Annotated in this window: 24 protein-coding genes and 1 pseudogene; 8 read left to right on the forward strand and 17 right to left on the reverse strand. The window is 27.5% G+C overall.

The features are described from left to right. Nucleotides 1-591, reverse strand: a complete 591-nt coding sequence (locus tag ACRYA_RS04275; protein ID WP_105917333.1) for a Tgt2/MlaC family protein — start codon at nt 589-591, stop codon at nt 1-3. Next, nucleotides 584-1,318: an MlaA family lipoprotein gene (locus tag ACRYA_RS04280; RefSeq protein ID WP_105917334.1), complete on the reverse strand. Its 735-nt coding sequence runs from the start codon at nt 1,316-1,318 to the stop codon at nt 584-586. The genes ACRYA_RS04275 and ACRYA_RS04280 overlap by 8 nt, the downstream gene beginning before the upstream one ends. A 124-nt stretch (nt 1,319-1,442) precedes the next feature. Here ACRYA_RS04280 and ACRYA_RS04285 point away from each other — a divergent pair, with 124 nt between their 5' ends. Further along, nucleotides 1,443-2,153 (forward strand): YebC/PmpR family DNA-binding transcriptional regulator, encoded by a 711-nt coding sequence (locus tag ACRYA_RS04285; RefSeq protein WP_105917335.1) that lies wholly within the window; start codon nt 1,443-1,445, stop codon nt 2,151-2,153. An 80-nt stretch (nt 2,154-2,233) separates the two neighbouring features. On the opposite strand, the gene ACRYA_RS04290 is transcribed toward ACRYA_RS04285, so the two are convergent. Beyond that, on the reverse strand, nt 2,234-4,000 hold the full coding sequence (locus tag ACRYA_RS04290) for an ABC transporter ATP-binding protein (RefSeq protein WP_105917336.1): 1,767 nt from the start codon (nt 3,998-4,000) through the stop codon (nt 2,234-2,236). Between the two features lie 84 nt (nt 4,001-4,084). Between ACRYA_RS04290 and ACRYA_RS04295 the strand changes: the two genes are divergently transcribed. The 4 genes from ACRYA_RS04295 (at nt 4,085) to ACRYA_RS04310 (ending at nt 6,461) form a co-directional block, all read left to right on the forward strand. Then, on the forward strand, nt 4,085-4,327 hold the full coding sequence (locus ACRYA_RS04295; RefSeq protein WP_105917337.1) for a DUF1104 domain-containing protein: 243 nt from the start codon (nt 4,085-4,087) through the stop codon (nt 4,325-4,327). Next, nucleotides 4,317-4,985, forward strand: a complete 669-nt coding sequence (locus ACRYA_RS04300) for a response regulator transcription factor (protein WP_105917338.1) — start codon at nt 4,317-4,319, stop codon at nt 4,983-4,985. The genes ACRYA_RS04295 and ACRYA_RS04300 overlap by 11 nt, the downstream gene beginning before the upstream one ends. A 100-nt stretch (nt 4,986-5,085) precedes the next feature. After that, nucleotides 5,086-6,135: a sensor histidine kinase gene (locus tag ACRYA_RS04305; protein ID WP_228199783.1), complete on the forward strand. Its 1,050-nt coding sequence runs from the start codon at nt 5,086-5,088 to the stop codon at nt 6,133-6,135. Next, nucleotides 6,123-6,461, forward strand: coding sequence for a hypothetical protein (locus ACRYA_RS04310; protein ID WP_105917340.1), 339 nt, complete (start codon nt 6,123-6,125; stop codon nt 6,459-6,461). Before ACRYA_RS04305 ends, ACRYA_RS04310 begins: the two co-directional genes overlap by 13 nt. A gap of 8 nt (nt 6,462-6,469) precedes the next feature. Here ACRYA_RS04310 and ACRYA_RS04315 read toward each other — a convergent pair whose 3' ends face one another. From ACRYA_RS04315 to ACRYA_RS04370, 12 genes and pseudogenes are all read right to left on the reverse strand, one after another. Beyond that, nucleotides 6,470-6,865, reverse strand: a complete 396-nt coding sequence (locus tag ACRYA_RS04315) for a PAS domain-containing protein (protein ID WP_105917341.1) — start codon at nt 6,863-6,865, stop codon at nt 6,470-6,472. 15 nt (nt 6,866-6,880) lie between these two features. Next, nucleotides 6,881-7,630: pseudogene (locus ACRYA_RS10950) on the reverse strand (methyl-accepting chemotaxis protein); the annotation flags it as partial. A gap of 745 nt (nt 7,631-8,375) precedes the next feature. Then, nucleotides 8,376-9,059: a YggS family pyridoxal phosphate-dependent enzyme gene (locus ACRYA_RS04325; RefSeq protein WP_105917343.1), complete on the reverse strand. Its 684-nt coding sequence runs from the start codon at nt 9,057-9,059 to the stop codon at nt 8,376-8,378. 9 nt (nt 9,060-9,068) lie between these two features. Next, on the reverse strand, nt 9,069-10,127 hold the full coding sequence (gene rseP, locus ACRYA_RS04330; RefSeq protein WP_105917344.1) for an RIP metalloprotease RseP: 1,059 nt from the start codon (nt 10,125-10,127) through the stop codon (nt 9,069-9,071). A gap of 8 nt (nt 10,128-10,135) precedes the next feature. Further along, nucleotides 10,136-10,678 carry a CDP-diacylglycerol--glycerol-3-phosphate 3-phosphatidyltransferase gene (gene pgsA / locus ACRYA_RS04335; RefSeq protein WP_105917345.1) on the reverse strand — a complete coding sequence of 181 codons (543 nt, stop codon included), beginning with the start codon at nt 10,676-10,678 and terminating at the stop codon, nt 10,136-10,138. After that, the gene (locus ACRYA_RS04340) at nt 10,678-11,457 is read right to left on the reverse strand and encodes an enoyl-ACP reductase (protein WP_105917346.1); all 780 of its coding nucleotides are present in this window, start codon (nt 11,455-11,457) and stop codon (nt 10,678-10,680) included. Before ACRYA_RS04340 ends, pgsA begins: the two co-directional genes overlap by 1 nt. After that, a complete protein-coding gene (gene dapA / locus ACRYA_RS04345) occupies nt 11,457-12,344 on the reverse strand; it encodes a 4-hydroxy-tetrahydrodipicolinate synthase (protein ID WP_105917347.1) in 888 nt (295 codons plus the stop codon). Before dapA ends, ACRYA_RS04340 begins: the two co-directional genes overlap by 1 nt. 10 nt (nt 12,345-12,354) lie before the next feature. Then, nucleotides 12,355-13,620, reverse strand: a complete 1,266-nt coding sequence (locus ACRYA_RS04350; RefSeq protein WP_228199784.1) for a M16 family metallopeptidase — start codon at nt 13,618-13,620, stop codon at nt 12,355-12,357. A gap of 50 nt (nt 13,621-13,670) precedes the next feature. Continuing rightward, on the reverse strand, nt 13,671-14,729 hold the full coding sequence (locus ACRYA_RS04355; RefSeq protein ID WP_105917349.1) for a quinone-dependent dihydroorotate dehydrogenase: 1,059 nt from the start codon (nt 14,727-14,729) through the stop codon (nt 13,671-13,673). Between the two features lie 44 nt (nt 14,730-14,773). Further along, complete coding sequence (locus ACRYA_RS04360) at nt 14,774-16,483, reverse strand: ABC transporter ATP-binding protein (protein ID WP_105917350.1); 1,710 nt, start codon at nt 16,481-16,483, stop codon at nt 14,774-14,776. A 53-nt stretch (nt 16,484-16,536) separates the two neighbouring features. Beyond that, nucleotides 16,537-17,856, reverse strand: coding sequence for a murein biosynthesis integral membrane protein MurJ (gene murJ / locus ACRYA_RS04365; protein WP_105917351.1), 1,320 nt, complete (start codon nt 17,854-17,856; stop codon nt 16,537-16,539). Then, nucleotides 17,853-19,427, reverse strand: coding sequence for an endonuclease/exonuclease/phosphatase family protein (locus tag ACRYA_RS04370; protein ID WP_228199785.1), 1,575 nt, complete (start codon nt 19,425-19,427; stop codon nt 17,853-17,855). The genes murJ and ACRYA_RS04370 overlap by 4 nt, the downstream gene beginning before the upstream one ends. Before the next feature lie 181 nt (nt 19,428-19,608). Between ACRYA_RS04370 and ACRYA_RS04375 the strand changes: the two genes are divergently transcribed. Then, complete coding sequence (locus ACRYA_RS04375; protein WP_105917353.1) at nt 19,609-20,016, forward strand: Fur family transcriptional regulator; 408 nt, start codon at nt 19,609-19,611, stop codon at nt 20,014-20,016. 1 nt (nt 20,017) lies between these two features. On the opposite strand, the gene ybeY is transcribed toward ACRYA_RS04375, so the two are convergent. Then, nucleotides 20,018-20,437 (reverse strand): rRNA maturation RNase YbeY, encoded by a 420-nt coding sequence (ybeY, locus tag ACRYA_RS04380; protein WP_105917354.1) that lies wholly within the window; start codon nt 20,435-20,437, stop codon nt 20,018-20,020. Nucleotides 20,438-20,502: 65 nt separating this feature from the next. Between ybeY and ACRYA_RS04385 the strand changes: the two genes are divergently transcribed. Next, nucleotides 20,503-20,916, forward strand: a complete 414-nt coding sequence (locus ACRYA_RS04385; protein WP_066359036.1) for a thioesterase family protein — start codon at nt 20,503-20,505, stop codon at nt 20,914-20,916. A 15-nt stretch (nt 20,917-20,931) separates the two neighbouring features. Here ACRYA_RS04385 and radA read toward each other — a convergent pair whose 3' ends face one another. Beyond that, nucleotides 20,932-22,281 (reverse strand): DNA repair protein RadA, encoded by a 1,350-nt coding sequence (gene radA, locus ACRYA_RS04390; RefSeq protein WP_105917355.1) that lies wholly within the window; start codon nt 22,279-22,281, stop codon nt 20,932-20,934. Nucleotides 22,282-22,421: 140 nt separating this feature from the next. On the opposite strand from radA, the gene polA reads away from it, so the two are divergent. Beyond that, complete coding sequence (polA, locus tag ACRYA_RS04395; protein WP_105917356.1) at nt 22,422-25,106, forward strand: DNA polymerase I; 2,685 nt, start codon at nt 22,422-22,424, stop codon at nt 25,104-25,106. The last annotated feature ends 20 nt before the right edge of the window (nt 25,107-25,126 follow it).

The following is a 25,126-nucleotide window of genomic DNA, read 5'->3' on the forward strand; positions in this document are numbered from 1 at the left end:
CTACTGATTTTTAAACTGTTTAAACATTTCGTCAAAAGATTTCTCTTTTAGAAGTCCAGCAAATTGTTGTCTATAAGTTTGTATAATACTAACACCTATTAAATCAATATCGTATATAAACCATTCACCATTTTTTTCATAAAAATTGTAGTTTATACTATAATTTCCCTCTTTTCCTACAAGCTCAGTTTTTAGTTGAAGTCTTGTATTATTATATGGTTCAAGAGTTAAGATTTTTACTTTTTGATCATTATAAAGTTCTAGTTTATCACTATAAGATTTTTTTATTTTATCTTCAAATACTTCACTAAACTCTTTTTGTTTTGCTTCATCTATGCTATTCCAAGCATCTTTTCCAAGAGCTATTTTTGCCATAAGATCAAAATCAAAAGTATCACCTACAATAGTAATAACTTCTTTTTTCATCTCCTCTTTTGACAAACTTTTATTTTTTAAAACTAACAATACATTGTCAATTTTACTCTCCATGTGAGCTTTTATATCATCTTTTTGAATTCCATAACTACTTGAAGTTATTGTTAATAAAATTATTAAAAGTTTTAATAAACTATTTTTAAATATATTACTCATTTATTTCTCTTTCTCTTTTTTGATTGTAAGCATCTCTTAAATATGGATATAAATCAATAGCATCTTTTTTAATAATTTCATACATATTAGGATTAAAAGAGTACTCATTTACTTTATACAATACGTCTATACCAAACTCTTGTAGAGCATTTTGTGGGATTTTATAAGGTATGGTGTTATGCCCTAATTGACTTGTAGGTGCTAAAATCAAATCAACACCAAGACCTAATATATCTCTAGGATTTGAAGGTCCTAAAAGTGGTAAAACTATATGAAAACCTTGACCAACTCCCCAATATCCTAAAGTTTGTCCAAAATCTTCTCTATAAATTTTCATACCTAAAGTATTTGTTGCTTGATCCATAAATCCACCAAAACCCCAAATAGTATTTACTAAAAATCTTCCTACTTCTTTTCCTGCATTCTCAAATTTAAACTGTAAAAGATTATTTACAAATCTAATAGGAAAAAATAGGTTTGTGAAAAAATTATTTATACCAGTTCTTGCAACTTCTGGTACAACATAGGCATAACCTTTTGCTGTTGGCGTTAGAACATAAGTATAAAAACTATCATTAAAAGATGTGATAACTCTGTTGTAACCACTTAGTGGGTCAAAAACCACACTGTTTGTTGGTTTAAACTCATTTTCTAAATCTTCAGGAAAATTTCCCTCATCAGCAAAGCAAAAAATTGATAATAATAATGTAAATAATACTTTTCTCAAAAATGTCCTTTTAAAATAAAAATAAAATTGTATCCAAAGTTTATAAAGAGAAAACTTTAACTATTTTATTAATCTACTTTTAGGTACAATATTTCCTAAAAAATATTAATTTATGGAGTTTTTTATGGGAAGAGCTTTTGAGTATAGAAAAGCAGCAAAGATGAAAAGATGGGGAAATATGTCAAGAGTATTTCCCAAGTTAGCAAGAGCTATTGAAGTTGCAGCAAAAGCGGGAGTTCCAGATCCTGATACAAATTCAGCACTAAGAACTGCTATTTTAAATGCAAAAGCTGAAAATATGCCAAAAGCAAATATAGATGCAGCTATTAAAAGAGCATCTGGAAAAGATTCTGCAAACTTTTCTGAAGTAAACTTTGAAGGAAAAGGACCTCATGGAGTTTTGATTTTTGTTGAAACAGCAACAGATAATAATACAAGAACAGTTGCAAATATCAAAATGTATTTTAATAAAACACAAGGACAAGTAGTACCTACAGGTTCATTAGAGTTTTTCTTTGATAGAAAGGCTATTTTTGAGTTCCCAAAACCAGCTAATTATGAATTAGAAGAGCTTGAATTAGAACTAATAGATGCAGGACTTGAAGAGCTTGAAGAAGAAGATGGTTTGTGTTTGGCTTATGCAAATTATACTGATTTTGGAAATATGAACCAAAAATTTGAAGAGATTGGAATTGAACTTACAAAAGCAGAGTTAAAAAGAATTCCAAATAATCCACAAGAGTTTACTGAAACACAACAAGAAGATATTGGAAAGCTTATAGAAAAATTAGAAGATGATGACGATGTACAAGCTGTTTATACAAATATAGCTTAAAAAATAAAATAGGGTATAGTAGTTTTATCTATATCCTAAACCCTAAAAAAATATAAAATTTTCATATAATACAAAAAAATCTAATTTAGTAGTTGATGTTTTACAAACTCTTTATAATGTCCTATTTCATCTTCAAGTTCCATATGTGTTCCACTTTGTACTAGTTCTCCATCTTCAAGTACAAAAATCTTTGAAGCATTTTTTACAGTGCTTAATCTGTGAGCTATTGTAATTACTGTTTTATCTTTTAAAATATTTTCAAGATTTTCAAAAAGTTTTGTCTCTGTTTGTACATCTAAAGCTGAAGTTGATTCATCAAAAATAACTACACTAGGATTTGCCAAAATCATTCTAGCAATTGATAATCTTTGTCGCTGACCCCCACTTAGTCTTATTCCCATTTTTCCAACAACAGTATCTAAACCATCTGGTAAATTTTCAAGCATAGAGTTTAATTGAGCTATTTTTAAAGCTTCTTTTATTTTTTCATTACTTATATTTTCACCCATTGTAAGATTAAATCGTAAAGTATTATTAAATAAAATAGGCATTTGAAGCACTAAAAATACATGTTCTCTTAAACTTTTTTTTGAAATATTATCAATACTTATATCGTTGTATAAAATATCACCACTATTTTTTGCATAAAATCCAGCGATAAGTTGTGAAATAGTAGTTTTTCCACTTCCACTAGCTCCAATTATTGCAACTTTTTCACCACTTTTTATAGAAAAACTAATATCTTTTAGTGTTATTTTATCTTTTGTATAAGAAAAAGTAAGATTTTTAAGAGTTATATCTATTTTTTTATCTTTTAACTCTTTATTACCATCACTTTCAGTTTTGAGTTCTAAAACTTTGTTAATTCTTCCAATAGCTGCTTTTGCACTAGCAAGAGAGTATTGAATAGATAAAATTTCTTGAACAGGAGTCATTATAAACCAAATATATCCAAACATAGCAAACATAAGTCCTATTGATAAATCACTATAAGCTACTAATAAAAGACCAGTTGCTCTAAATATTTCAAAAGCAAAAAGAAAAATTGTATATGAAAACTTTTCATACGCTACACTTTTGTAGTTAAATTCATTTGAAGCTATTTTTATATTTTCAGCTTTTTGTATAGATGTATTAAAAAAGCTATCTTCTTTATTGCTCGCTTTTATTTGAGAAAATAGATCTAAAGTTTCATTTATATTATTTTGAAAAGCTTCAATAGTAGCATTTTCCTCTTTTTTAAGCTCACCTGTTTTTTTAGCAATTCTTCTTGATATTATTGCAATTGTTGGTTGTGTTAAAAGTATCATTAATCCCAACATAAAATCTATTTTTATAATTATAAAACCAACAGCTAAAAGAGTCAAAGAAGATGTTATGAGTTTACTTGAAACATTTACAATAAAACTATCAAGAGTGTTTACATCTGTTATTAAATTTGCAGATATCTTTCCACTTCCTAAGCTTTCATACTCATTCATATTTACTTTTTTTAGATGATTTAAGAGTTTTACTCTAATATCAAAGATTACTATTTTTGATATTTTTGTAAATATTTTCGTGTTTATTACTCCAAAAATAAAGTGCAAAGCTCTTAAAGTAATTACAACAACTGTAACAATAGCAACATAATAAAAAGCACTTCCACTACCAAAGAACTCATTTATATTATTTACAAAAAAGTCTGGTTTGTTGAGTAAAACTTCATCAACTAAAAGTGGAAGTAAAAGTGGAATAGGGACACTTATTAAAATTCCTATTACTGTGAAAATTTGTCCAAAAATAAGAGCTTTCTTGTTTTTTAATAGAAGTTTATATATAGATTTTAAAGATATTTTATTATTCATAGAGCCATTATATCAATTTTTAGCTACAATAAACAATTATTCTACAGTTCTTGAGTAAAGTAAAAATAAAAAAGAGTTGGATTTATGCGGAAGTTGATTTTGTGTTTTTTTATTTTAATAACTTTTGGTTTTGCAAAAGAGAATTTTAGCCAAATGAGTAATCAGGAGCTAATAGAAATTATAGGGTTTGTTGATGAGAAAGATATGGCAGATTTTCAAAAAGAGCTAGAAATAAGATTGGGAAAGATGAATACTCATGAAAAAGCTCAATATGAAAAAAGATTAGTTGAAACACCTGAAAGAAAGATAATTGAAGATGAAGAGTAAAATTTTACTGCTTGAAGATGATTATAACTTAAGCGAAACAGTTTGCGAATATTTTGAAGAAGAGGGTTTTGATGTAGTTTGTGTTCATGATGGAGATGAAGCTTTATCGAAAATATATGAACAAAACTTTGATTTACTTCTTTTAGATGTAAATGTTCCAAACAAAAGTGGATTTGAAGTCTTAAAAGAGGCTAGAGCTACTGGAAAAACAACTCCAGCGATATTTATAACATCTTTAAACTCAATGAGTTCATTAGAAGAGGGTTTTGAAAGTGGTTGTGATGATTATATTAGAAAACCTTTTGAGATAAAAGAGTTATTATTAAGAGTCCAAACTTTGATAAAAAAAGAGTTTGCAAATAAAAATGAGGTAGTTGAAATTTCTGCTAATGTTACATTTAATACAATCTCAAATGAACTAAAATCAAATAATGAAGAGATAAAATTAAATCTAAAAGAGTTGAAGCTTTTGAAATTTTTTCTTCAAAATCCAAATGAGCTACTGTCGCACGATAGAATTTATGATTTTGTTTGGGATTATGATGAAGATTATAGTGATAACTCCTTGAGAACATATATAAAAAACCTTAGAAAGATTTTGGGAAAAGATAAAATTGTTAGTTTTAAAAAGCTCGGGTATAGATTTATCCAAGAGTGAAACTAGAACCATTATTGGGTTTAGTTTAATTTACTCAATATTAGTTTTAGTTATTTTGGGTGTTATTACTTTTTTATATTATCAATTTAAAAAAGATTTAATGCTCCAAGATAAAAGGCAAACTCTTCAGAACTACTCAAATACTCAAATTGCAAATTTAAAAGAGTTGCATATTAATATTGATAAATCAGATATTTATCCAAGAGATGAAAGATTTAATTCTGCTATTTTTGATAGCTCAAAAAAGAAAATTTTTTCAACTCTACTTATGAATGATGTAAAACTTGATGAAGTTATATATTTAAAAGATGGATATATTCATTTAATAAAAGAGCCTGAATCTTACTATTTAGGTAGTAAATATGTTATCGTAGAGATTGAAGATGATAATATTTGGTTTACAAATATTAAATATAAAATGCTTTTTTGGTTTTTATTTTCATTTATTTTACTTCTTTTTGTTGGATATTTTATTGCAAAACTATTTTTAAAACCAATGAGAGAGTCTATAGAAATGCTTGATAGATTTATCAAAGATACAACGCATGAGTTAAACACTCCAATTGCTGCAATTTTATCAAATATACAGATGATAAATAAAAATAATATTGATGAAAAATTAGCAAAAAAGATAAACAGAATAGAAATAGGAGCAAAAACAATTTCAAATATATATGAAGATTTAACTTTTGTCTCTTTGAATAATCAGATAATTTCAAATAATGAAAAGTTGAATTTTTCTCAAGTTTTAAATCAAAGAGTTGATTTTTTTAAATCAATTGCTATTAGTAAAAAAGTTGAGTTTATTTTAGATATAAAAGATAATATTTTTATAGTTTGTGATATAAAAAAATTATCAAAACTAATAGATAATATTCTTTCAAATGCAATAAAATACAATAAGTTTCAAGGCTTTATAAAGGTCACTTTAAAAGATAAAATTTTAATAATTGAAGATAGTGGAAAAGGTATGAGTAAAGATAACTTATCAAATCTTTTTACAAGATATAAAAGATTTGATAAAAGTGTAGGAGGCTTTGGAATAGGGCTTAATATTGTATCTCTTATAGCAAAAGAGTATGATTTTAAAATTGATGTTATTTCAAAAATTGATGTAGGAACAAGGATAAAAATAAAATGGCAAGATTAGTAATTTTTCTATGTTTAATTTCTGTTTTTTCTTTTTCAAATCCAAAAAATATCTATGAAAGAAATTGTATTACTTGTCACAATCGAATTCCTGTTAGTATAGATAAATATTTCTATAGATATTTACTTGAGTATAGTAGTGAAAAAGATGTTAAAGAAGCTATGTTTGAGTTTTTAAAAAATCCTACAAAAGAGAAGAGCTTAATGTCTGAATCAATTATAAAAAGATTTGGTTTAAAGAAAAAAACAAGATTAAGTGATACTGAATTAAAAGAGGCCTTGGATATTTATTGGAGTGAGTATAATCTTTTTGATAAGTTAAAGTAAAAGAGAGTTTATCTCTCTTTTTCTAGAAGTTCCTTATATAGTTTTTCGTGAGTTTCTATCTCAATGGCATTAGCTTTTCTTCTACAAGATAAAAAACCTTTTGTGTTTTCACTAGTAACTGTTGGAAATACTGTGGCATAAACCCAATAAAAATCTCCATTTTTTGCACTATTTTTTACATATCCTGTCCAAATATTTCCTTTTTTGATAGTTTCCCATAAATCTTTGAAGGCAATTTTTGGCATATCTTTATGTCTTATTATATTATGTGGTTGTCCAATTAACTCATCTATATCATAACCAGCAATCTTGCAAAAATCATCATTTGCGAACATTATGGTACCTTTTTCATCTGTTTCACTTACTAAAAAAGTGTAATCATTAAGTACTATCTCTTTTGACATAATTTACTCCTTAGTTCAACTTACTTTTTTTGTTTTTGCATCTTCCACTAAAATTTTTGCCATATCCAAAGTTTCATTTGCAATTAATGCAACATTACTAGCTTCTGAGGCATTTTCTTGAGTTACTCTATCCAAAATAGATACAGCATCATTTATCTGCTCTATCCCTTTTAGTTGCTCACTAGAAGCAATACTTACATCTTGGATAATATCTATAGTTTCAGAGATTAATTTATTTAAATTACTATATCCAATTTTCATCTCATCTGATATTTTTTTACCATCATTTGTTTTGCTTGTTGCATTTTCAACTAAATCTTTTATCTCTTTTGCAGCTTCTGCACTTCTATTTGCTAAATTTCGAACCTCTTGAGCAACAACTGCAAAACCTTTTCCAGCTTCTCCTGCAGTTGCAGCTTCTACCGCTGCATTTAGACTTAAAATATTTGTTTGGAATGCTATTTGGTCGATTACTTCAATAGCTTCATTTATAGCTTCTACTTTTGCATTTATCTCATCCATAGAAAAAGCTGTTTTATTTGCTAGATTTTCACCTAAAACTACACTATCTTTTACATCTTTACTTAAATTTGACATCTTATGAGCATTTTGAGTGTTATTTTTTGTTATACCTGTAATCTCTTCAAGAGCAGCAGCTGTCTCTTCAAGACTTGCAGCTTGTGCATTTGCTTTATTTGCTAAATTTTCAACACTTCTATTCATAGTTAAAGAGTTTTTCTCTAATAATGTACCATTTTCTAAATTGTGTTTTGCATTGCTGTTTAATTCTCTACCTAATTGATTAATCTGTTCCATAGCAAGCTTCATTTTGCCTTTTAAAATAGGATTTATATTTACTTGCTTTCTATAATCATGCTCAGAATAAAGTCCTATAATCTCAACCAAATCTTCAATATTTGTATTTGCACGAACTAGCATTTTGTTTACAACTTCTTTTAAAGTATGTACCATAAAGTTTGAAGTACTTGAATTTATTTGTGTAGAGTAGATACCTTGAGCTACTTTATCAAGAGCTATTACTAATTCTCCCAAAACATGCATATCATCTTTTCTCATTCTGTCATACTTATCAAAATATTCGTTCAGTTCTTTAAGAATAGCTCCTATATCATCATTTTTTATATATTCAGCTTTTCTAATATTATTTGTTTTAAAAAACATATAATCCATAAGATTCTCTATGTACTCTTTTATTCTATTAATACCACCTACAACTCTTTGCATTGAGTTGTAGTTTATATAGCCAACTATAATAGCAAAGACAATGTTTACAGCAATAATAGCAGATATTTTGTGATCACTTAAAATCGCAACAGTACTAATAGCAGCAAAACCAATTTGACTTAAAAACATATTTAAGAAAAAACGTTGTTTTGAGGTAAGATTCATAAACATTTAAAAACCTTTTTTGTAAGATTTGGAAGTATAGATAAATAACTTTTAAATATATCTTAAGTAAAATTTATAAAGTTACCATAAAATAGATGTTTTAAGAGTTTTTAAATAAAGTTGATCCAACTCTTATTAAGTTTGAGCCACATGCAATAGCAAGTTCAAAATCTCCACTCATCCCCATAGAACAGTATCTTGCACCAAAAGGTTTTAGTGAATCGAAAATCTCTTTAGTAATAATGAAACTATCTTTTATTATTTTTTCATCTTCACTATTTGCTCCAATAGTCATAACACCTTTTAAAATAATATTTGGACACATATTAATAATATTTTTATATATTTCTATTGCATCTTTTGGATCAACTCCACTTTTGCTATCTTCATAACTTGAGTTTATTTGAAGAAGACAAGATAGTTTTTTATTTTTTTCAACTAATTTTTTATTTAGTTCAATAGCCAGAGGTAAAGAGTCTAAAGAGTGAACCAAAGTAGGGTTTAGCTCTAGTAGATTATTTATTTTATTTTTTTGTAAAGTACCAACAAAGTGCCATTCTATTGGAAATTCTTCTAAAGCTTGAGATTTATCTCTTAAATCTTGAACTTTATTTTCTCCAAAAGCTCGCTGACCAACTTCATAAAGAGTTGTAATATCTTCAATCGTTGAGTATTTTGAAATACCAACAATTTTTACTATATGATGCTCACTAACCTTAAGTCTTGCCGCTTCAACTTTTGTAATTAAGTTATCCAGATTTTTTGTTGCAATAGTTTTTTCCATAAAATGCCTTTAGTTATTTAAAAATATTCTATTAATATCGTTGTAAATTCCAAGTAACATTAAGCTTCCTAAAATTAACCATCCCATTATTGTAAGAAACATAAAAACTTGATCACTAGGTTTTTTTCTCATAATCATTTCGTATAGATTAAACATAATATGTCCACCATCAAGTGCTGGAATTGGAAGAAGATTTAAAACCCCTAAATTTACAGATATTAAAGCTGTAATTGTTAAAAGTGCTATTAAAGAACTTTCACTAGCATCGCTTATAACTTTTCCAATAGTAATAACTCCACCAATCTCACTGCTAGGAATTACTCCAGAAATTAGTTTTTGAACACCTTGAAAAATCATAGTTGAAGCAAAAATTGTTTTTTCATAAGCATAAGTTAAAGAGTCAAAAAAACTTAATTCTAAAGTTACTACTTCCCCTTTTGGTGCTATTCCTATCATTCTTTTTTTAATATTTTCATTAAACATATTTTGACTATCACTAATTACAGGATTAATTGTTTTTAGGATAATTTGATTATCTCTTTTTAAATAAAACTGTAAAGAACCTTCTGAACTTGTGATAACCTTACCTATTTCATCCCAAGATTTTATATCTTTGTCATTTATTCTTATAATTTCATCATTAGTTTGTAAACCAGCAATTGCTGCAACTGAGTTAGGGCTAATATTTCCAATAACAGGAGCCAAAGTTTTTGCACCCATAATCGCAATACTAAAGTATAAAATAGCTGCTAAAATAAAGTTTGCAAATGGACCAGCAAATAGTATTATAATTCTTTGCCAAGGTTTTTTTGTATTGTATGAGTCATCTCCACTCTCTACTAAAGTAGGTTTTGAATCATTTTGACCTTTCATTTGTACATATCCACCAAGTGGTATAATTGCAAACTGCCAAGTAGTACCTGCCCAGTATTTACTATAAATTGCTTTTCCAAATCCAATTGAAAATTTTTCAACCTTTACACCAAAAAATCTTGCTGCTAGGAAGTGTCCTAGCTCATGAAAAAATACTAAAAAAGATAAAACCAGTAAAAAAGTAATAGTACCCAAAAAAATCCTTAAGCTTTGAAGTAATCTCTAGTATATTCAAAACCAGAGTATAGAGTTAAAGCTACTGCAAACCATAAAAGAGTAGTTGCATATGGCCAGTTCATAATTAGAAATCCAATAGCAAACATTTGAGCTACTGTTTTTATTTTTCCAGCCATAGTACTTTCTACATTTTTACCTTCACTAACTGCAACAACTCGTAGCCCTGTAATGAAAAATTCTCTAGAAAGTATCAAAAATACAGCCCAAACGCTAGCTCTATCAAGAACCATAAGTCCTAAAAATCCAGCAAGAACTAACATTTTATCTGCAAGTGGATCTAAAATACCACCAAGCTTTGTCATTTGATTCCAAGCTCTTGCTATAAATCCATCAAAAAAATCAGTAACTGAAGCAATTACAAATATAAGTCCTGCAAAATAGTCAAACCAAGATGGATGCCAAGATGAGAATAATGAATTGTTCCTATCAATAAAAAACCATAACATTAATGGAGCTAGTGCTATTCTAAACAGAGCTAAAATATTTGGAAGATTTAGATTTTTTGACATTATCTAAAAGTTGTCCCACCATCAACTATTAATGTGTGTCCAGTAATCCAAGAAGCATCACTTGTACATAAGAAATAACAAGATTGTGCTAAATCTTCTGGTTGACCAATTCTATTTAATGGAGAGTATTCAGCTGTTTTTGCTTTTACCTCTTCATAGTTTGTAAATGCTTTTAGAGCATCTGTATCAATAGGACCACCTGAAACTGCATTTACTCTAATTCCAAATTCACCAAGTTCATTTGCAGCATATCTTACCATTGTTTCAACAGCAGCTTTATTTGTTCCATGACCCGCATAGTTTTCAATATATACTAAATTTCCAGTTGAAGATAAGGATACAATAGCCCCTCCACCAACTTTTTGCATTCTTTTTGCAGCTTGTTGAGAACCACATACAAAAGCATTTACAGTTGCTGTGTAGATATTGTTAAGTCCTCTAGGTTTTAATTTCATAAATTTACCATATCCACCTACAACAGCACGCCCGTAAATCATAGCATTTGATATAAAAAAATCAACTCTATCAAAATCTTTATCTATCTCTTCAAAAAGGTCTTTATAAAATTCTGGCTCTAAGATATTAAAAGGGTATGCACGACATTTAACTCCAAATTTTGCTTCGACATCTTTACAAATTTCACGAGCTACATCACCATTTGAATTATATGTAAAAGCTACATCTACACCATTACTTGCAAATTTATATACACACTCTTTACCGATACCTTTTGTACCACCTGAAATTACTAAAGTTTTACCTTTCATATTGCAATTCATTATTTTACTACCTCATATTTTTTTAAGATTTTTTCTAATTTTTCTAAAGTTTCATTACTTGGTTTTGTTAATGGTAATCTAAACTCTAAGCTATCTAATAAACCACTTAAATACATAGCCGCTTTTATTGGAATAGGGTTACTTTCGCAAAATAATACTTTGTTTAATTCAAACAAATCATTATGAATTCTTAAAGCTGTTTTGAAATCACCACTCATAACAGAGCTTACAAGTTTTGATTTTAAATCTGGAACTAAATTTGAAGTTACAGATATAATACCTTTTGCACCACTTGCTAACATTGCAAAATCAACACTATCATCACCTGAAACAACTACAAAATCTTCTCTTTGAGATATTATTGCAGTCGCTCTTTCTAAAGAACCTGTTGCCTCTTTTATACCATAAATATTTTTTACATCATCAAAAAGTCTAATAGCAGTCTCTGGTAATAAATCAACACCAGTTCTACCTGGAACATTGTATAACATAAAAGGAATTTCAACTGCTTGTGCTATCGTTTTATAGTGAGCATAAAGTCCTTCTTGAGTTGGTTTATTATAGTATGGAGCTATTGATAAAATTCCATTTGCACCAATTTCTTGAGCAAATTTTGCAATATCACATGCTTCACTAGTTGCATTTGAACCAGCACCTGCAAGAACTTTTACTCTTGTATTTTTACAAGTAGCAACTGCTACTTCAATACACTCTTTGTGCTCTTTATGTGAAAGTGTAGCACTTTCTCCTGTTGTTCCTACTGGAGAAACAGCATCTACACCATTTGCAATTTGTCTTTTTATAAGAGTTTCATATTTTTCTAAATCAAGTTTTCCATTTTTAAATGGTGTAATCAAAGCAGTCATAGAGCCAATAATGGTATCCATCTTTTTCCTTTTATTGTTTATTTTCTTTTAGTATGAGAGTTGTTGAGTTCTCTTTTACTAAATATTTTTTTGCAACATTTACAATATCTTCAACTTTTAGTTTCTCTAAATTTGCTTCATATTCTAAAAGTGGTTTTATATTGTCACGAACTAGATAAGTTCCAAAAAGAGAAGCTACATCACTAGAGCTTTCTAAGGAGTAGATAAAATCAGCTTTTGTATTTATTTTAAGCTTATCTAACTCTTTTTCTTGTATTTCACCTTTTTGAATTTTCGATATTATATCTAAAATCTCTTTTTCTATTTTTAAAGCATCAACATTTTCATTTGCAACAGCCATAAACATAAAAACTCCAGGATCTTTTAACTCCATATTGTAAGCATAAACACTATTTGCTAATCTTTTTTTATCTATTAAAACCTGTTGTAAAATTGAGCTTTTACCACTACTTAAAAGTTGAGATAAAGCACTTAAAGCTAATTGATCTTCATGTTCAAAATTTGGAATATGATAAGTCATAGCAAGCATTTGTACATTTGATTCTTTATTTATAACAGCTCTTCTTTCACCATCTTGCTTTGGTTCTACTGTGTGAATAGAACTTGGAATATCTTTTGTATTTTTTATATCTTTGAAGTGTTTTTCAACCATTGAAAAAACATCATCTTTTTTTATATCTCCAGCAACTATTACTATTGCATTTTTTGGTTGATAATATGTTGAGTGAAAATCTTTTATATCTTCAATACTCCAATTTTTAATATCATCCATAAATCCGATTGGAGTCCAGTGATATGGGTGATACACAAAAGTATTATTAAAAACTCTAAATTGTAAATATCCCATTGGATTATTATCTGTTCTCCAACGTCTCTCTTCTGCTACAACATCACGTTCTGGTTGAAATTCTTCATCGTTTAAAGTTAAATTTTGCATAAGTTCACTAAAAAGTTCAAGAGATTTATCTGTATTTTTTGATGAAGTTTTTATAAAATAGTGAGTGTAATCAAAGCTTGTACCTGCATTGTTTACTCCACCAAAACCCTTTACAATCTCATCAAACTCTCCAGCTTTTAGATTTTTTGTTGATTTGAAGTTTAAATGTTCTAACATATGAGCAATTCCACTCTTCCCCATAACCTCATTTCTACTTCCAACTTTGTAAAAAACATCAACAGAGACTACATTTGTGTTGTTATCCATAGGAATTGCAACAATTTGTAATCCATTGTCTAAGTTTTTTGTATAATAATTTGGCAAACTATTTGCACTCATAAACTCTCCAATAAAAATATAAATTATAAAAATTTTTAAGAATTTTCTCATTATCTTAAATTTGCTCCAATAGCTTCAGAAATATTATCATAACCATCAGCTTTTAAAAGTTCTAGTAACTCTTGATTTATTTTTCTAACCATCGAAGGTCCTTCAAAAATTAAACTAGAATATACTTGTACCAAAGAAGCTCCATTTTTTATTCTTTCATAAGCTTGATTTGCATTTGAAATTCCACCAACACTTATTAAGATAGCTTTTCCATAAAGCTCACGAGCAATTTCTTTAAATAAAAATGCCGATTTTTCACTTAAACAAGCACCACTTAATCCTCCAAAATCTTTACAATTTGGAACTAAACTATAATCAATAGTTGTGTTTGTTGCAATAATACCAGCTGCTCCACTATTTACAGCAGTTTTGCATAGCTCTATAGCTGTTTGTACTTCCATATCAGGTGCAATTTTTAATAAAATTGGTTTATTTGTAAAAGTTTTTGCCATAGAAAAAAGTTCATTTATAAATTTTTCATTTTGTAAATCTCTCAAATTTGGAGTATTTGGGCTTGATATATTTATAACAATATAATCACCATAAGCTTCTAGCTTTTTGATTAAATTTTTATAGTCATTTAAAGCATACTCTTCTGGAGTTGTTTTGTTTTTACCAATATTTACTCCAATAGGAATAGAAAAAGGGTAAACTTTTTTTAGATTTTTTAAAACCTCGTGAGCTCCTAAATTATTGAAACCCATCGCATTTTGAACAGATTTTTCATTTGGATATCTAAACATTCTAGGTTTTGGATTTCCATCTTGTGGCATAGGAGTAGTTGTTCCAATCTCTGTAAAACCAAATCCCATACTTTTCATAGCTTTAACCATTGTTGCATTTTTATCAAATCCAGCTGCAAGACCTACAGGATTTTCAAATTTCACATTAAAAATTTTTTGATGAAGTCTTTCATCACTTATAAAATTCTTTTTTTCATAATAGTTCTTTAGTAACTTACATTTTCCAACAAATTTTAAACCATATTCAGCAATATTATGAGCCTTTTCAGGTTCAAACAAGAATAGTATTTTTTTCAAATTTTCATAACTAAACAAAGACTTTCCTTTTTTCAAAATTCAAATATAGTAGCAAAAAATAATCAAATATTTGCTGAATTATATAATCTTTGATACTCTTTACTATTTTCTAAAAGTTCGTTTTGAGTTCCAATATCAACAATTTCTCCATTTTTAAAGACTGCAATTTTTGAAGCATTTTTAATAGTACTTAATCTGTGAGCTATTACAAAAGTAACTCTTTGTTTGCTAACTTCTTCTATTACTTGACTTATTAAAGACTCACTTTTATTATCTAATGCAGATGTTGCTTCATCTAAAATTAATATTTTCGGATTTTTGTATAAAGCTCTTGCTATTGCGATTCTTTGTCTTTGCCCTCCACTTAAATTTGTTCCAAATTCATCTAAAATTGTGTTAATACCTTTTTTCATATTTAAAACAAATTCGTAAGCATGGGCTTGCTTTAAAGCTTCTATAACTTTTAAATCATCAAGCTCTTCACCATAAGATACATTTGCTGCAATTGTATCATTAAAAATATATACTCTTTGAGTTACAACACTTATATTTTCTCTCAAAGTTTTTAAAGATAAATCTTTTATATCTATATCATCAAAAGTTATTTTTCCTGCACTTAAGTCATAAAATCTAACCAAAAGATTTATTAAAGATGATTTTCCTCCACCACTATCTCCTACAAGAGCTATTATTTCGCCTTTTTTTGCTTCAAGATTTATATTTTTTAAAGCTTCAATATCATCATATTTTAAAGATACATTTTCAAATTTAATACTATTTATATTATCTATTTTTTCTATTTCACCAGAAGTAATAGATGGAGATTTTTCAAAAATACTATTTATTCTCTCATTTGCTGCAAGTGCATCTTGCATTTTATTGTATAAACCAGATATTCTTTTTATTGGAGTATAAAGCATAAAAAGTGCTGCTATAAAAGAGCTAAATTCACCAGTTGTAAGTTCACCACTAATAACTTTGCTTCCACCAACCAAAATAACAGCACCAAATGCTAAACTTCCTAAAATTTCCATAATAGGAGATGTTAATTCATTTGTTTTTACTGCTTTCATATTGTATTTAAAGAAAATCATATTAAATACACTAAATTTTTTTGCTTCTAGATTTTCAGTGTTGTTTGCTTTTATTATCTCAATATTATTAAAAGATTCTGTAAGACTTGATGTAATATCGGAGTTACTCTCTTGAGATTTAAAAGATAGCTTTTTCATCTTTTTTGCTAATATACTCAAAGGATAAAAAGCTAAAGGTAAAACAATAAGTCCATAAAATGCAAGTTCAGGTGAGCGATAAATTACAAGACCAACTAAAGCTACTATCGTTAAGCTCTCTCTTATTATCTCTGCTAAATAGCTTGAAACAGCACTTTGAATTCTATTTATGTCATTTATTATTCTACTTACAAGCTCTCCACCGTGTGTTTTTTGAAAAAAATCTAAATCTAATTTTAAAACATGAGAAAAAAGTCTATCTCGTATAATTCTTGTTATATCTTGCCCAATATAAGATATAAAGTATGCTTGAATATATCCACCAAAACCTTTTGAAGTATATAAAACAACTACAATTATCGGCATAATATATAGCATATCTACATTTTTATTTATAAAAATATCATCTAACAGAGGTTGAATTGCATAAGCTGTTCCAGCTGTTGCTCCTGCAACAAGAATAATTCCAATAAGAGCGTAAAAAATTTGAAGTTTATAGTTTTTATAAAATGGTGCGTATTGTTTAAAAAAATTTATCATATATTCCCTAAAATTAAAAAAAAGTGTTTGATTTTATCAAATTTTTGCTAAAACTAAGAGTTCTTAAACATTTTGATAAATTTATCAAACCCAAAAGCCCTAAGAGTAAGAAAAAATAGTACAAAACCGCTTAGTGTTCCTGAAAAAGCTAAACCAGCCGCTCCAAAAGGTTTTATTAGAATTAAAGAAAATATAATATTTGCAACCAAACTTTGTGCTGATATTTTAGCAGTTAGTATTTGTTGCTCTTTTGCATATAGCCAAAGTGAGAATATTTTTGCTAATCCAAAAGGTAAAAGTCCTATTAAATACATTTTTAAAATTAGTGCTGTATTTATAGTGTCTTCAATTGTAAAAGCACCTCTTTGAAATAGAAGTTCAATAATAAATTTATCAAAAACTATTCCAATAATCATTGAAATTGTCAAAACTGCAAATAAAATAAGAGCTGATTTTTTCATAAGTTTTAGAGCTTCATCTTCATTTTTATTTTTTATAGCCTTTGCAATCATTGGAAATAGTGCTATTGAAGTTGCTATTGCAAAAATTGCAAGAGGTAGCTGAAAAACTCTATTTGCATAGTATAAATATGATATTGAACCACTAATTAACATTGAAGCCAACCAGGTATCTATAAAAGCTGAAATATGCATCGTTGAAGAGCCTAAAGTTGCCGCAAAGAAATTTTTATAAAACTTATTTTCTTCTTTTTTCTTATGATTTTTAAATATAAATATTTTTCCTAAATTTGCTCTTTTAATAGCAATTATATGTACGATTACTTGCAAAATACCACCAAATATAACACCAAAAGATAGATAAAATGTAATAGTATATTGTTCAAGCCCTTTTGCAATAATCAAACTAGCAATCATTGAGAGATTTAAAAGTGCTGTTGAGTATGCAGTCGTAGCAAAATGGTGTTTATATTGAAGTAGTGCCCCCATAAAAGTTACTACAAAAATAAGAGGTAAATAGTAAAAATTTATAGCAAAAAGTGGTGCAGCTAAATTTATTGTTTCTTCACTAAATCCAATAGCAAAAGCTTTTGCAAAAAGATGTGAGAACATAGTAACAATCAAAGATAAAACAATCAAAAAAGCTAAAATTTGTAAAAATATAATAGATGAAAATCTTATTTTATACTTTGATTTTGCATATGAAGGAATAAAAGCTTGCGTAAAAGCACCATCTGCAAAGATACTACGAAATAAATTTGGAAATTTAAATGCTATAAAAAATATATCAGAATAGACATTTGCTCCTAAAATTGAAGCAGTCATTAAATCTCTTATAAAACCTGTTATTCTTGATACTAAAATACCAGAACTGTTTGTAAAAATTGATTTTAACAATCTACTTTTTTGGCTCATTTTAACTCTTTGTAGTCATCTTTTGTGTGAAAAATTATTTGCATATTTCCTCTATAAGAGCCTAATTGTGCATTTAATATCTCTATTGTATAACCATCTTTTGGTAAAATATTTTTATCTTTTGCAAATAATCTGATAGTTTTTCCACCATTTATTTGTAAATTACCTTTAGTAATAAAACCTTTTAAATTTGTAATTACTTCATTTTCATATTTAAAATCAAAAATATCTATTTTTGAGCCATCTAAAAATAAATCTTTGTAGTTTTTAAAACTACTATTTTCTTTTAAAATATTAAAATCTTTTATCTCTTTTAAACCATAAAAATCATAGATTTGATTTACTTGAATATTATATGAAAAGCCTTGTTTTAAATCTTTTGCACCTTTAAAAATATAAATTGCTCTGTTATTTTCTTGTTTTATTATTGCTTTGTCACCATTTTTATACAAAACTATAACATTATCTAAAAAGACTGGAAATAGAAGTTTTTCTTTATTATAAAGTGATGATATCTCAAGCTTATTTTCAATATTTTCATCTAATTTTTTTATATTATTGTTTGAGTTATTTGTTGAAAATAGTGCAAAAATAGGAAGATGGTCTGAGAAGCCTTCACCTTTATGTACTTTTTCATTTCTATTTTCACTCATTTCCCATCTATTTATGTCATTTTTATCAAATAAATAATTTGGTTTAAAGACTACAAATGAGCCTTTTACATATGAAAACTCTTTGTTATTTACCAAAGAAGAGCTTATTATTATATTATCAGGTGTGTTGTTTTGGTTTCTAAATTTTGTTGAAAATCTTTCATTTGTAGGAAGTTCTAACCAAAGATTGTAGTGAACTTTTTTATCAAAACTATTCATATCATCTAAAATAACAAACTTATCATCAACTGTTGTGTTTAAAATATGATTTATTCCAGTAATACCAGCTGTTATATTTAATCTTTGATTATTTTTGAATGTTTGAAACTCGTTATAATCAGAGTTGAAATCTCCTAATAATATATAATAGTAATCATTCGGAAGCTCTTTTAATCTATCATACAAAGTTTTTGCATATTTAACTCTATAATTTTCAGCAGCCTTTTTAGAAGGCCAGTGGTTGTTAAAAATTTTAAATTCTATATTTTCTATTTTGAAAGTTGTTTCTAAAATTGGTCTATAAACTCCTTTTTGGAATTTTACATTTATATTTTGGCTATTTTTGATTGGAATTTTTGATAAGAATCCAATCCCTACTGCACTAGAAGGATATTTTGTAAAGTTATAATATGCATATTGTGGTAATTTTTGTTTTAATAGTTTTATTAAATCTTCATTTTCTATCTCTTGTAAAGCAATAATATCAGCATCTATATCTTCTATTATTTTTACTATATTTTTCAATTTTATATTAAAATTTCTTTGGTTCCATGCTGATTTATTATTTGGAATATACTCATTGTACTCTGTTTTATCGTAGTTTAAGTCAAAGAAGTTTTCTACATTATAAGATGCTATTTTTAAATTTTGTGCATTTAAAAGTGTACTAAAAATAAAGATTATTAGATATTTATACAAGTTTTGTTTCCATTTTTTTGGAAATTGTATCAAATATTTTATTTTTAAAAGGTAAAGAAAAAAATATCTATTCGTATATTTTTTAATAAAATTTATTAATTGATAATAAACAAGAATAAATTGATTTTCTTTTTGATATAATCCTAAAAATTTAATTAACATATAAATAAAAGGAAAATTTATGCTGAATATTTCAGGATTATTAAAAGATTATGACTTAAAAGTTACTCCGCAAAGAGTTGCTATTGTTGAAGAGTTATATACAAATGGACATATGAATATTGATGAAATTTATAAAAAATTGATACAAAGATTTCCATCAGTTTCTCTTGCAACTATTTATAAAAATATAAACTCTATGGTAGAAAGAGTTTTTCTAAGTGAAGTTAAAATTCCAAATGAAAAATCTGTTTATGAGTTAATAAAAACAGAACATGCTCACTTAGTTTGTAAAGATTGTGGATTTATTGAAGATATTATGCTTGATTCAACTGATATAGTAGAGCAAGTTTCTAAACTTACTCCTTTTAAAATAGATTCAACAAATATCGTTTTAAGTGGTGTTTGTATTAAATGTACAAACTGTTAGTTTAAGAGTTTCTTACTATTAAACTAGAAGGAAGATTGAATTTTATTATAAGTTCTTCTTCCTTTTCTCGATGTTCTCCATTATCAACCTCATGGTCATACCCCAAAAGATGTAAAAGACCATGAATAAAAAGTAAATTCAACTCATTTTCTTCGCTATGTCCGTACTCTTTTGCTTTTTCTTTTACAAAATCTATTGAAATAATAATAGTTCCTAAAGGTAAATGTTCGAAATCTCCATCAACTGGAAAGCTCAAAACATCTGTTGCTTCATCTTTTTTTCTATATTCAAAATTTATCTCTTTTATGGTCTTATTATCTACAATTATTAACTCTAAATCTTTTGTTGTAAGAGATGTAACTATTTTTTCAAGTGCTACTAAATTCACCAAAAAATCTGTTTGATTTTCAAAATCTATCATTTTTTATCCTAAATTAATATATTTTTAATAGTATATTACTTTTAAAATAAATCCAAGGAGAGATGATGAGTTTAACTGTAGGGAAAAAGGCATCAATTGACTATAAAGTTGAGAAAAAAGATTTAGCATCAAATCTAAATATATCAGCTGATTTAACTTTTCCAGAAGTTTTTGCAACAGCTAGAATGATAGCTTTGATGGAGTGTAGTGCTGCAAAATTAATGTTACCACTATTAAAAGATGATGAAAAAAGTGTTGGTGTAAATGTAAATATTACACATATGGCAGCAACTTTGGAAAATGATGTAGCTATTTCAACAGCAACTTTTGTAGGAATGGAAGGAAAACTTTATAAATTTGAGATTGAAGTAATTGATAGTGCAGGAGTTTGCGGAAGAGGGACTCACACAAGAGCTATTGTTTCAACTTCAAGACTTATTGAAGGTGCACAAAGAAGAGCTTTAGCAAATAAAAATTAGATTAAATAATAGAGCTTAAAAAAGCTCTATTACTTTTGATACTTCATCAACTGCAAAAGTTTTTAAATCTAGTTTTAGATTTGTTTTTTGAGCAATTATTGCTTTTTTAATTCCTTGAGCTTGAGCCTCTTTTAATCTTAAATCAATCGAGTAAACATCTTTTATTTCACCAGTTAAACTAACTTCTCCAATAAAAACAGACTCTTTTGAAATTGGTCTATCTCTAAAACTTGAGATTATTGCTGCAATTACTGCTAAATCTGCACTACTTTCTTTAATTTTTATTCCACCACTAATATTTATAAAGACATCATAATGATTAAAAGGCAAGTCTAATTTTTTCTCTAAAAGTGCTAATAGCATATTTAAACGGTTTGTATCAAAACCTGTTGCACTTCTTTTTGGATTTGGAAAAGTTGTTTCACAAACAAGCGCTTGAACTTCAAGAATAATTGCACGGCTTCCTTCCATACTAACTGTTAAACTTGAACCACTTTGACTTTTGCTTTTGTCAAAAAATTTTGATGCTATATCTTTTGCACTTACAAGTCCTTCTTGTGTCATCTCAAAAATTCCTATTTCAGAAGTTGAACCAAATCTATTTTTAAAACCTCTTAGCATTCTTAATTCTCTACTAGCTTCTCCTTCAAAGTATAAAACTGTATCAACCATATGTTCTAAAACTCTAGGACCTGCAATGCTTCCATCTTTTGTGATATGACCAATTATAAACATAGCAATATTTGACTCTTTTGCTTTTCTCATAAGCTCAAAAGTAATTTCTCTTACTTGTGATACACTTCCTGGACTTGAGTTTAAATGACCTGAATATATTGTTTGAATTGAGTCAATAATACAAACTTCATAATCTTCTCTTAAAAGCTCACTCATAATCTCTTCAAGTTTTATTTCACTTAATAAGAAAAGTTCGTTATGGTTGGCATCAAGACGGTTTGCTCTTAGCTTTATTTGCCCAGCACTCTCTTCTCCTGATACATAAAGTACTTTTTTACCACTTTTTGCAATACTTCCTGCAACTTTTAAAAGTAGAGTCGATTTTCCAACTCCTGGACTTCCTCCAATTAAAGTTAAACTTCCAGGAACAACTCCTCCTCCTAAAACTAAATCAAATTCATAGTTAAAAGATGAAAATCGTAAAACATCATCTTGTAAAATCTCTGTTATTGGTCTTGCTTTTGAACTTGAACTACTAGCTGTTATAGTTTGTTTTAAAACCTCTTGTTGTACTTCATTTAACTCTATAAAACTATCCCAAGAGTCGCAACTAGGACATTTCCCGAGCCATTTACTAGATTGTTCTCCACAGTGTTGGCACTCAAATAGAGTATTTTTTTTCTTTGCCATAATTTCGCCTTTTTGGAATAAAATTTTAGTAAGATAAATCAAAATTATTAAGATATTTAAATTTTAAATTTCACAATAAACCCATTTTTAAATGGGATTATTATATTATAAAATCTCTAAACTCATATTGAAAGAAGATTATGAAAAAAAGCATTACTATAATTGATACATTTGGATTTTTATTTAGAAGTTATTTTGCACTTCCACCTTTAAGATCAAGCAGTGGTTTTCCAACTGGACTTTTAACTGGATTTATGAACTTTGTTGCTGGAATTGGAAAAGATTTTAAAACAGATTATATAGTTTTTGCTCTTGATGCAAAAGGAACTACATTTAGAAATGAGTTATTTGAAAACTACAAAGCACAAAGACCAGATGTTCCTGAAGATTTATTAGTTCAACTTCCTGTTGCTATTTCTTGGGTTGAGAAAATGGGATTTAAAATAGCAATAAGAACTGGATATGAAGCAGATGATATGGTTGCTTCAATTGCAAAAGATGCAAAAGAGAAGGGCTTTGAGGTTCGAATTGTATCTCATGATAAAGATTTATATCAACTAATTGATGATGCAAATAGTGTATATTTGTTTGACCCAACAAAAAAACAGATTATAAATGAATCTAAATGTATAGAAAAATATGGAGTTCTTCCAAATCAATTTACTGATTATCAAGCATTAGTTGGTGATACAGCTGATAATATTCCAGGTGTAAAAGGTGTTGGAGCAAAAACTGCAGAAGCTTTGATAAAAGAGTTTGGGACATTGGAAAATATATATGCAAATATTGAAAATATAGATAAAAAAAGAACAAAAGAGCTTTTACTTCAAAGTAAAGATAATGCTTTTTTATCAAAACAACTTGTAACTTTAAAAGATGATTGCCACTTTATATCAAATATTGATGAGTTCTCTTTGCCTATTGAAAATCCCATTTTAAAAATAGCTACTGATTTAGAATCTTATGATATGCACAGAATTTTAGATAGAGTTAATAAAAATGGCTTAAACTATAAAACAGAAATTCCAAAACAAGCAATTGAACAAAAACTAGAGTATATTTTACTTGATAATGAAAATGATTTAAGTCTTGCAATAAACAAAATTCCAAGAGATGCCTTAATAGCATTTGATACAGAGACAACTAATCTGGATACAGCAAAAGCTAAGATAGTAGGCTTTTCATTTTGTTATGAAGATAAAAAAGCATATTATGTACCAATAGCACATAACTATTTAGGCGTTGGTAATCAAATCTCAATTGAGGCTTCTAAAAAAGCTATTGAGATTTTAAATAGATACAAACTTGTTTTTCAAAACTTTAAATATGATTGGCAAATTATAAAAAATAATTTTGATTTAGATTTAAAATTATATGCAGATACTATGATTTTATCGTGGCTTTTGGATACAAGTGAAAAAGTTGGAATAGATTATCAAATTAAAAAACATTTTCAAGTAGATATGATTCCTTTTAGTCAAGTTGTAAAAAAAGGTGAAGATTTTTCAAGTGTTGAATTAGAAAAAGCAACACAATATGCAGCAGAAGATGCTTTGATGACTTTAAAACTATTTAATAAACAGCTTGAGATTTTTAAACAAAGAGGCGAAGAGGAGCTTTTAAATATAGCTTTTGAGTTGGAGTTCAATTTTATTTATGTCTTAGCAAGTATTGAGCAAAAAGGTATAAAAGTAGATGTAGAGCTTTTAAAAAAATATAAAGAGAGTAGCTTTGTTTATCTAAATGAACTAACGCAAAATATTTATGAAGCTTGTGGAGAAACTTTTAACATCAACTCTCCAAAGCAATTAGGTGTTATTTTATTTGAAAAACTTGGACTCGCATCTTCTAAAAAGACAAAAACAGGTTATAGTACAGATGAGTCTGTTTTAGAGAGTTTAAAAGATAAACATATAGTCGTACCCCTTTTATTAAAATATAGAGAGGCTTTTAAGCTTCACTCAACTTACATAGAGCCACTTTTAGAACTTGGATTAAAAGATAAAAACAGTAGAATTTTCTCTTCATTTTTACACACAGGTACTACAACAGGAAGATTAAGTTCAAAAAATCCGAACCTACAAAATATTCCTGTTGGAGCTTTTAGTGATATTCAAATTAGAAAAGCTTTTGTGGCAAGTGATGGTTATAAGTTAGTTGGAGTGGATTATTCACAAATTGAGCTTAGACTTCTTGCGCATTTTTCACAAGATGAAGCTTTGGTAAATGCTTTCAAACAAGATTTAGATATTCACTTACAAACTGCTATTAAAATTTTTGGAGAAGATGAAGCAAAAGATAAAAGAGCCATTGCAAAAACAATTAATTTTGGACTTTTATATGGAATGGGAAGTAAAAAATTATCAGATACTTTAGGAATTTCAACAAAAGAAGCAAAAGCATATATTGACTCATATTTTGAAGCATTTAAAAGTGTAAAAGATTATTTTAAATCTATTGAAGATAAAGCTATTGAAAAAGGTTATGTAAAAACACTATTAAATAGAAAAAGATTTTTTGATTTTCAAGGTGTATCTCCTATGCTAAAAGCAGCATATTTAAGAGAAGCTGTAAATACACTATTTCAAGGAAGTGCGGCTGATTTGATAAAATTATCTATGATAAAAATTCATCTAAAATACAAAGATAATCCAAATGTAAAAATGCTTTTGCAAATTCACGATGAGCTTATATTTGAAGTAAAAGATGATTATATAAAAGAGGTTACAGAAGATATAAAAGATATTATGGAAAATATTTTTGTATTAAATGTCCCTTTAAAAGTATCTGTTGCAGTTGCTAATTCTTGGCAAGATTTAAAATAATTTAAGTATACTTTCAGCCA

The organism is Aliarcobacter cryaerophilus ATCC 43158, assembly GCF_003660105.1.
Classification (GTDB): domain Bacteria; phylum Campylobacterota; class Campylobacteria; order Campylobacterales; family Arcobacteraceae; genus Aliarcobacter; species Aliarcobacter cryaerophilus.